15 protein-coding genes are annotated in these 7,156 nt (G+C 63.9%); 3 read left to right on the top strand and 12 right to left on the bottom strand.

The window, feature by feature from the left end; all coding sequences use genetic code 11:
• Positions 1–63 precede the first annotated feature (63 nt).
• Both EOC93_RS31730 and EOC93_RS31725 read right to left on the bottom strand, forming a co-directional pair.
• Positions 64–1,098 carry an ADP-ribosylglycohydrolase family protein gene (locus EOC93_RS31730; RefSeq protein WP_164547167.1) on the bottom strand — a complete coding sequence of 345 codons (1,035 nt, stop codon included), beginning with the start codon at positions 1,096–1,098 and terminating at the stop codon, positions 64–66.
• 2 nt (positions 1,099–1,100) lie between these two features.
• On the bottom strand, positions 1,101–1,826 hold the full coding sequence (locus tag EOC93_RS31725) for a GntR family transcriptional regulator (RefSeq protein ID WP_095482664.1): 726 nt from the start codon (positions 1,824–1,826) through the stop codon (positions 1,101–1,103).
• A gap of 106 nt (positions 1,827–1,932) precedes the next feature.
• On the opposite strand from EOC93_RS31725, the gene EOC93_RS31720 reads away from it, so the two are divergent.
• Positions 1,933–2,406: a hypothetical protein gene (locus tag EOC93_RS31720; protein WP_245457990.1), complete on the top strand. Its 474-nt coding sequence runs from the start codon at positions 1,933–1,935 to the stop codon at positions 2,404–2,406.
• An 80-nt stretch (positions 2,407–2,486) separates the two neighbouring features.
• Here the strand turns inward: EOC93_RS31720 and EOC93_RS31715 are convergent, their stop codons facing one another.
• The 4 genes from EOC93_RS31715 to EOC93_RS31700 all read right to left on the bottom strand — a co-directional run bounded on the left by EOC93_RS31715 (position 2,487) and on the right by EOC93_RS31700 (position 4,079).
• Positions 2,487–2,747, bottom strand: coding sequence for a DUF2934 domain-containing protein (locus EOC93_RS31715; protein ID WP_126105782.1), 261 nt, complete (start codon positions 2,745–2,747; stop codon positions 2,487–2,489).
• 80 nt (positions 2,748–2,827) lie between these two features.
• Positions 2,828–3,034: a hypothetical protein gene (locus EOC93_RS31710; RefSeq protein WP_095482666.1), complete on the bottom strand. Its 207-nt coding sequence runs from the start codon at positions 3,032–3,034 to the stop codon at positions 2,828–2,830.
• Between the two features lie 100 nt (positions 3,035–3,134).
• Positions 3,135–3,440 (bottom strand): DUF1236 domain-containing protein, encoded by a 306-nt coding sequence (locus EOC93_RS31705; RefSeq protein WP_095482667.1) that lies wholly within the window; start codon positions 3,438–3,440, stop codon positions 3,135–3,137.
• Between the two features lie 324 nt (positions 3,441–3,764).
• Positions 3,765–4,079 (bottom strand): hypothetical protein, encoded by a 315-nt coding sequence (locus EOC93_RS31700; RefSeq protein ID WP_095482668.1) that lies wholly within the window; start codon positions 4,077–4,079, stop codon positions 3,765–3,767.
• A gap of 265 nt (positions 4,080–4,344) precedes the next feature.
• Here EOC93_RS31700 and EOC93_RS34305 point away from each other — a divergent pair, with 265 nt between their 5' ends.
• Positions 4,345–4,491 (top strand): hypothetical protein, encoded by a 147-nt coding sequence (locus tag EOC93_RS34305; RefSeq protein WP_164547166.1) that lies wholly within the window; start codon positions 4,345–4,347, stop codon positions 4,489–4,491.
• Between the two features lie 56 nt (positions 4,492–4,547).
• Here the strand turns inward: EOC93_RS34305 and EOC93_RS31695 are convergent, their stop codons facing one another.
• The 6 genes from EOC93_RS31695 to EOC93_RS31670 all read right to left on the bottom strand — a co-directional run bounded on the left by EOC93_RS31695 (position 4,548) and on the right by EOC93_RS31670 (position 6,756).
• Complete coding sequence (locus EOC93_RS31695; protein WP_127206589.1) at positions 4,548–4,841, bottom strand: hypothetical protein; 294 nt, start codon at positions 4,839–4,841, stop codon at positions 4,548–4,550.
• Positions 4,842–4,961: 120 nt separating this feature from the next.
• Entirely contained in the window at positions 4,962–5,288 is a 327-nt protein-coding gene (locus EOC93_RS31690) for a hypothetical protein (protein WP_245329720.1), read from the bottom strand.
• Positions 5,285–5,482, bottom strand: a complete 198-nt coding sequence (locus tag EOC93_RS31685; RefSeq protein WP_126105781.1) for a hypothetical protein — start codon at positions 5,480–5,482, stop codon at positions 5,285–5,287. The genes EOC93_RS31690 and EOC93_RS31685 overlap by 4 nt, the downstream gene beginning before the upstream one ends.
• Positions 5,467–5,733, bottom strand: coding sequence for a hypothetical protein (locus EOC93_RS31680; RefSeq protein ID WP_127206588.1), 267 nt, complete (start codon positions 5,731–5,733; stop codon positions 5,467–5,469). Before EOC93_RS31680 ends, EOC93_RS31685 begins: the two co-directional genes overlap by 16 nt.
• Position 5,734: 1 nt before the next feature.
• The gene (locus EOC93_RS31675; protein ID WP_127206587.1) at positions 5,735–5,953 is read right to left on the bottom strand and encodes a hypothetical protein; all 219 of its coding nucleotides are present in this window, start codon (positions 5,951–5,953) and stop codon (positions 5,735–5,737) included.
• Positions 5,950–6,756 carry an N-acetylmuramidase family protein gene (locus EOC93_RS31670; protein WP_127206586.1) on the bottom strand — a complete coding sequence of 269 codons (807 nt, stop codon included), beginning with the start codon at positions 6,754–6,756 and terminating at the stop codon, positions 5,950–5,952. Before EOC93_RS31670 ends, EOC93_RS31675 begins: the two co-directional genes overlap by 4 nt.
• A gap of 80 nt (positions 6,757–6,836) precedes the next feature.
• Between EOC93_RS31670 and EOC93_RS31665 the strand changes: the two genes are divergently transcribed.
• Complete coding sequence (locus EOC93_RS31665; protein ID WP_127206585.1) at positions 6,837–7,022, top strand: hypothetical protein; 186 nt, start codon at positions 6,837–6,839, stop codon at positions 7,020–7,022.
• Positions 7,023–7,156 lie beyond the last annotated feature (134 nt).

Genomic DNA, 7,156 nt, shown 5'->3' with positions numbered 1-7,156 from the left:
CTATGTCTACCACCGCGCTGCCGACATGGAGGAGACGGCCGCTCATGTCAGGCTGAGCTCTGCTCATGCCGCCGCATCCTTGCCGGAGCTGCTTTTCGCCATCCGCATAGCGACCAAGTCGGCGGCAAGAGCGCGCACCTGAGCAATATCGAGGCCTTTCAGCCGGGCGATGTTTTCCTGTGGCAATCGGGAAAAACCGGCGCAGGCGCCCGCCATGCCGGCGGCGATGGCCCCGATCGTGTCGGTGTCGCCGCCGAGATTGGCGCTGATGACGGCCGCCTGCCAGGGATCGCCGCCGGCGATTTCCAGCACCGCGAAGGCCGCAGGAACCGATTCCTGGCTGGCGACGCCGGTGCCGACCAGATCGACGATCAGCCGGATTCCGTCAGCGACGGCCTTGCCGCGGACGAGGTCCCTCCCCCAGTCGATGCGCGCGGCAATATCACCGCCGGTGACCCAGTGTCCGAGCACTGCGCCGCGCCTAGCCGCCGCGATAGCTCGGTCCGAAGCTGCGCGCCAGCCGCCGCCGGCAACGCCGCAACTGACAGCGGCGGCGACGGCAGCGGCCGAGGCGATGGCGATCGAGGTGTTGTGCGTGGCGCGGCAGGTTTCGGCGACCTTGGCGACCAGCGCGTCGAGCGGCTCGGCTGGCATCATGATGCCGACCGGCGCGATGCGCATGGCCGCGCCATTGGTGTCACCGCCGCTTCCGGCCTCCTCAGCCGGCACGCCGTCATTGATGGCATCGATGGCGCGCTTGGTCGAAGGTCCGAGCAGATCGTAGCTGCCGCGCGCCTTCACGTCGCGCTCCCAGTCGAGCAGTGCGTTGACCCAGCGCGTATGGTCGAAGCTATCGCCTGAAACAACCAGGATACGGCCGAGCAGCAGCGCCTGTTCGGTGTCGTCGGTGACAGTGCCGGCGACCAAGCCTTTCGATACCGGATGGTCGACGACGGGCGCAACGAAATCCTCGACATTGCCGTAGAGCTCGGCGATGCGGGCCGGCGACAGCAGCTGCGTCGGCATGCCGAGCGCATCGCCCAGCGCACCGCCGATAAGCGCCCCCATCGCTCGGTCGATCGCCTCGGCGGCGTCCATGCTCAGAACTCCAGGTGAAGGGCGAAATGCGCCGGATTGAGCAGGCTGGTGACATATTCGATGGCGCGGCCATCGGCGGCGCGCGTCAACCGCCGCGTGCGCAGGAACGGCGCGCCGGGCGCGCAGTCGAGAATGGCCGCGTCCTCGGCGCTCAGCATCTCGATATCGACCCATTCCTCGCCATGGTCGGGGACAAGCCCCGCCCCGCGCAGTGTCTGGTGCAGCGAGCCTTCGCGCAGGCCGCGCAACGGCACGTCCTCCAGTTCGGGTGACAGCGGCAGGCGGCTGCGTTCGATCGAGATGGCGTGGCCGTCATCGGCGTTGGAGCGCACCCGGTCGACGGCGATGAAGAACGGGCTTTCGACGCCCAGCCTGGCGGCGAGCTCGGCATCCTGCATGACTTCGAGCCTGAGCGTGCGCGTCTCGGCATTGGCGCCGGCATTGGCCAGCGCGCGCGACCAGCCAACGGCGTCGTCGACCGGCATGCCGTCGAAGGTGACGAACGAGCCGATGCCGACCTTGGTGGTGATCAGCCCACGGCTCGACAACTCCTCAAGACCTTTGCGGATGGTGTTGCGGCTGACGGAGAAGCGCTGGACGAGTTCGTTCTCGCTCTGCAGGCGGTCGCCGAAACCGAGCACGCCGGAGCGGATCTCGTGCTCGAGGACGGTGGCGATCCGTTCGGGCTTGCCCGTTCCGGGAGATGACAGAGCCGTGCGACGCGCCATGGAATACCTGTTCAGTGGACCTGTATAGTCCTGTTCAATACTGTGACGTGGCCGTCATGTCAACGGCTCATGGCCAGCACGCTTGTTGAGTTCCCTGGCGTCCTCCATGCCGGGCAAGATCGCCCTGCTGATCACGAACGGTTCGTCGCAGGCCGGAATTTTATGGGAACCTTCACCACCCCCGAGCGGTTTTTTCTATAGTCGCAAATGCGGCGACAATCGAAAAAATGGAGACAAATGGAGACAAGCTATGCTTACGAAAATTCTCGCAGCGTCCTTACTCGCCGCTGGTCTGGCGACCTCTGCGATGGCCCAGAATGCCAGCGACCCAGACGCTGACATGGGTACCGGCAGCGACAGAAGCGTCGTCACCGACCCGGCCCCGATTGATCCGAACCTGGCCGAACCGGATACTGTCGATCCCGGGATTACTGGTAGCATTATTGCGGGCCCTGATGGCTTGAATTCCAATGCCGATCAGAACTGCCCTATAGGCCCGCAGGGCGCGATGCCCGATGCAACGAACAAGGCTCCCGGCACGGTTTCACCGACCGTCAACGACAATCACTGCGGCAAGTAACCGAGATCGATTTCGGGAACTCACGCTTTTCGGCCGCGGCACGGACAGAGCTTCGTCTCGCGGCCGAAGCGCTATATGTTCTAGCTCGCTGAAGCCTTGCGCGGCCGGGCAGCCTTTGGCTTAGTGCCCTTGGGCTTGCTATCCTTGGCCGTGCTATCCTTGGGCTTGGCGGCCGCCGGCCCCTTCGGCCGAGCCGCCTTCGCTTTCGGCTTGCTGTCCTCACCGTCGATCTCGGCTGTGGCCTGGTCCCAGTGCTGCTGATGCGCACCGTCGGGCCGGCCGGCTTGTTCCCAGATCGCGTGGGCCCGCTGACGAATGCGTTCTTGCCTGTCGTCCGTCACTGTTGCCTCCATCGGCTCGAATCCGTGAGCGACAACTGTTTTAGCTGAAATTTCGATCGGCGTCTTGAGCGGCTTCAGCCCTAGTCGGATAGAACCGCGACACCGAGGAGTGCTGCCTTCTTGGTGATCAGCCCCGCCAGATCCGCGTCCGAGCGCTCCGTTCCAGTTCGCTCACGCACCGCTGCAATCAACTCCTTCATCGACAACAGGGCAGTGCCCCGTTCAGCAAGCAATTTGTCGACAGATGCGGCCACATTGACATTGGAAGACTCGACATGCGGCAACATGGAAATGGCTCCTTCCCGCGACAAGACGATCAACAGCCGGCTGCCTGCCGGCGAGCCGCCGCTCCCTCTTGCGTCTTCCCGAGAGAGCGGCGGGTGAAGGTCAGTCGATGACCTGCACGATCCTGCGGGTGCCGGGATCGACCAGCACGGTGCGATCGTCGACGACCACGTATCTGTATTCCATGTCGGGAACGTCGATCGGATGAAGCTCAACCGTGTCGGGCAAGGTGGAACCGACATTGAGCTCCACTCCCAGAAGGCTGATCGACGCCAGCGGGTGCCTCTGCACGTATTCGCGGACGACTGTCTGCTGCTCGGGCGTGATAATCACCTGGTCTGCGGTGGCCACGCCGACACCGGCGAGCAGAACCAGCCCGGCGGCGGCAGGAACAAGGTGGATTTTCATCGTCTTCTCCTGTCTGGTTTGCGGACTCCGCCTTCCACAGTCAGGAACGGCAAGCCCAGATTGCAAAACGCCCACGCAACCTTCTTGTTCCGTGAGCGGTCGCTAATCGATCGCCGCATTGGCGCAGCCTTGATGCGTTGCTGCGAGAAATCGCAGTGGCCCGCGTTCCTGTCCGCAGGCACGCGGGCCGATCGGATCTCCCGATCAGCAGCGATACCGGAGGGGGGTGATATCGACTGCTTCGACAAGAACAATTAGCAAGAACTAATGTTCCGGGCCGCAAGCGAAAAAGCCTGCGAACCGCCGCGAGACGGCGAGCGCGGCCTATTGTTTCGGCGGCTGCGCCGGCACCTCGCCGGGCTTGATCACCGGCGTCCTGCCTTCGTCCGGCGGCGGTGCGGCCATGCCCTGATCGCCCGTCGGCGGCGGCTGCAGCACGCCGTTGCAGGGATCAAGCATCTCAGTCAGGCTGTTGTTGATGGCCGGCGGCTTCTGCTGCTGACCGTTCTGCGGTTCGGCCTGGCAAGGGCCGGCGGGCGCCTGGTCGGGTGTCTGGTTATCCGTCTGGGCGGCAACCGGCGCCGCCAACGCCAGTGCGCCCAGCATCAACATGCTCGGCAAGAGTGCGAAAGGTTTCATATCGAACTCCTTTCCTGCGAAGGACCATCTCCTAGCCAAAGCAGTGGGCGGCGATTGGTTCCCGCATGCGGCAACGCGCCCAGCCCCATGCTGGTTCAGGAAACGCCCGCAAATTCATGAGCTCCGTTGCTATTCGACCGACACGATAGTTTTGAGCGGCAATGCGGATGACATCCGTTGAAGACGCAAAAAAACCGCCCCGTTTCCGGGGCGGGCGCGGCATGTTGAGGAATCGTTAATCAGCGATTGCTACTATAGCGAGATCATGACCAAGAACCTCGGAAACGCCGTCAGGAACGCCCCAAAGGAACCGGCAAGGAACTCCGTGCTCAGCCGGCTGGCGCCGGCCTTGTTTCCCCTGGCGGTCGTCGCGCTGGGGTATCTGGTCGGCCGGCAATTCTTCGGCTTCTAGGGCATCCGGTCCCGCGGCTTCACACGAAAAACCTTGGATTGAGCGCCGGCTGCTTCTCAGTCCGGGAAATCGAAGACCGGTTCCTCGCATCGATGGACACGACATTGACCGTCACGCGTCCGGATATAGGAGGTGACAGGCACTTCGGGCCAGTCGCATTCATTGCCGAATTGGCGGACATATCGATCATAGGTGTTGCGGCCGGTGGTCAGGACGACTGCATGCCGGCTCTGGATCAGAAGTTGCGTCTGTTCGCATGTCATGGTGCGCGCATCCGGCCGGGCGTAAGCCATGCTTGTGGCGGCGAGCAGGATCGCTGCGGCTGTCGAGACGATTGGGCGAGATGGCATGGGTACATCCTCACAAGGGTCGTGCCTAACGCGCACCTTCGCCCGTGGTTCCGCAATCTTCACCCCGAGCGGTATCTCCCGCGGGAGACTGTTTACCGCGGCGCAATAAGACAGGCGCAATCACTCCTCCTTCCCCGGCTTGAACCGCCTCACCACCACCTCGAAGACGATGTCCGAGATCCACATCGCCGAGACGCCGATGAGGAACGCCGCGGCCAGCGTCGTGGTGTCGTCGTCAGGCGACGGAATCGGCAGGCCGGTGGCGCGGAAGTAGTGCACCACTGGCAAAGTCAGGTAGGCCGCCGCCAGCGCGCCGCAGATCGGCGACGCCACCATCTCGCGAACCTTGTAGCGGTGGCGTGACAAGGCTCGCAAGATGCCGCCGGAAAGGCCGGCGACCACCACCGGCGCCTTGATGCCGAGAGCATCGAGAAGCTCCTGTATCATGGCTTCCACCCGCACCATCTGGCGCCCTTCCCGTTGTAGGCATTCACCTCGTCGAGCTCGGGTCGCGTCATGGCTGCGACGACCGCCACCGACGGACGGCGCTGCTGGTTGTGTTCGCACCAGACCTGACGCGCCGGCGAAACCGGCGTTGTGCATCCGGCGAGCAACAGGCAGAGGATCAGTGCTTTGCCCATCGCATCGCCTCCCGCCGTGCCGCTTCGTCCGGCAGGTCGCGCGCCGCGCGTTCGGCATCGGTCGCCTCGCGGCCCATTTCGAGGCAATCCTGCGCGGCGGCGAGTTCTTCCGCCGCTCGCCTGGCCGCGTCCTTCTTGGCCCGGCTGATGCCTCCGGCGACATAGAGCCCGACGCCGCCAACCAGCGCGGCGAAGATCGACATGACCGTCTTGTTGCCGGCGAGCGCGCTCAGCATGGAAAGCACCCACATCTCAATTGCCCTCCACGGCGGGCTGCTTTTTGACGAGGCCGGCGACGCCGTCGCGGACGACATTCATCAGAATCTTGAGCAGGGCCAGCACCCCAGTGATCTTGAGCGCCAGGGCGGCGTCGATGCCGAACATCGTCCAGTCGAAGCCGACCAAGCTGGTGAGCAGCAGGATCAGCACATTGATCAGATTGTGTGCGGCATTCGTATTGAACCACTTCATGGCTTTGCCTTTCGAAACAAAGAGGGGACCTTTCGAAACAAGGAAAGGATTGCGGCGACCAAGGAGGCCACGACTACGGCCCAGGGCCGGACTCCAGCCTTGCCCGGCTCTGCCTTCGGGGCCGAAGGCGTGGGACCGTCCGGTTGTGGAGCCTGTGGGATCGGGACAGGCGCTGGAGGCTGCGCTGTGGCAACGGGCGGCCACGGCGTGTCCTTGATCCCAGACCATTTGCGGAACGCGTCGGCAAGCCGGGTGTCATAGGCGTTCTTCCTGTAGGACGCGCCGTTGTAGCCCTTGGCAAAGCCGGCCCAATCATGCTTGCGCAATTTGTCGTCGAGCCGGTTCGCGGCGATGAAATTGACCGCCGCCGCCAGCTGCAACGCCTCGTCCTCCATCATGGCTTCGACCATGGCCTGCACGGTGAGGAAGCCGGCCGCCTCGAAATTCTCGCCGAGGACCTGGCCGAGACCCCATGACGCCGATCTGAGCGCCGCCGTCTCGTCGATCGCGCAGGCGGCTTTCAGGCGCGGATAGCTGTCCCGGGGATACGGCTTTTCGCCCCACCTGACATAGGCAAGGCCAGCCGCGACAGCTTGTGCCCGCGCCGTCCCCGACAGATTGCGAAAAAAGACATGCGGCTCGAACAGGATGATCGGCCGGCCCTGGGCGTCGAAGCCATGCCCGCTGGTCTCGACATCGAGGAAGGCATGGATCTCATCCTCGCCAACGCCGATCCTGGCGCCAAGCCTCGGCAGATCGAGATCGGTGAGGCGCCTGGCGGCGCCCTTGAACGTGGTGTCCATGGGTTTCCTTTCCGCCCTCGCGGGCAGGTTGATGTTTGCAAGCGGTTGTGTGAAATGAGCCCAAAGGGGAGGATGGGCCCATGTCGCAAGATGACGGAACGGCCGCAGCGCGCTGGACGGTGAAGGCCGAGCTATCCGCGGTCGGCCGCGACAAGCCGTTGCTTGTGGCTCTGGCAGCGATCTTCTGCCTCTATTGCGGGGTGGTCGCCGGGCCAATCCTCTATGCGTTCCTGGCCATCCGGGGCATGGCGGAGTTCTTCAAGTGACGGTGTCGACCATCTGAGAACAGCTCGATCCGTCTTGCCACCTCAACCGAAATTGCTTAGCCGGGATGAAACTGCTCCCATCAACCGTTCGTGCTTCGTGGGGACACAGGGGGCGGGAGGGCACGTGACAATAA

The sequence above is a fragment of the Mesorhizobium sp. M6A.T.Ce.TU.002.03.1.1 genome (assembly GCF_003997275.1).
GTDB lineage: Bacteria > Pseudomonadota > Alphaproteobacteria > Rhizobiales > Rhizobiaceae > Mesorhizobium > Mesorhizobium mediterraneum.
The sequence above is the reverse complement of the archived record's forward strand: the minus strand, read 5'-3'. Positions and strand labels throughout refer to the sequence as shown.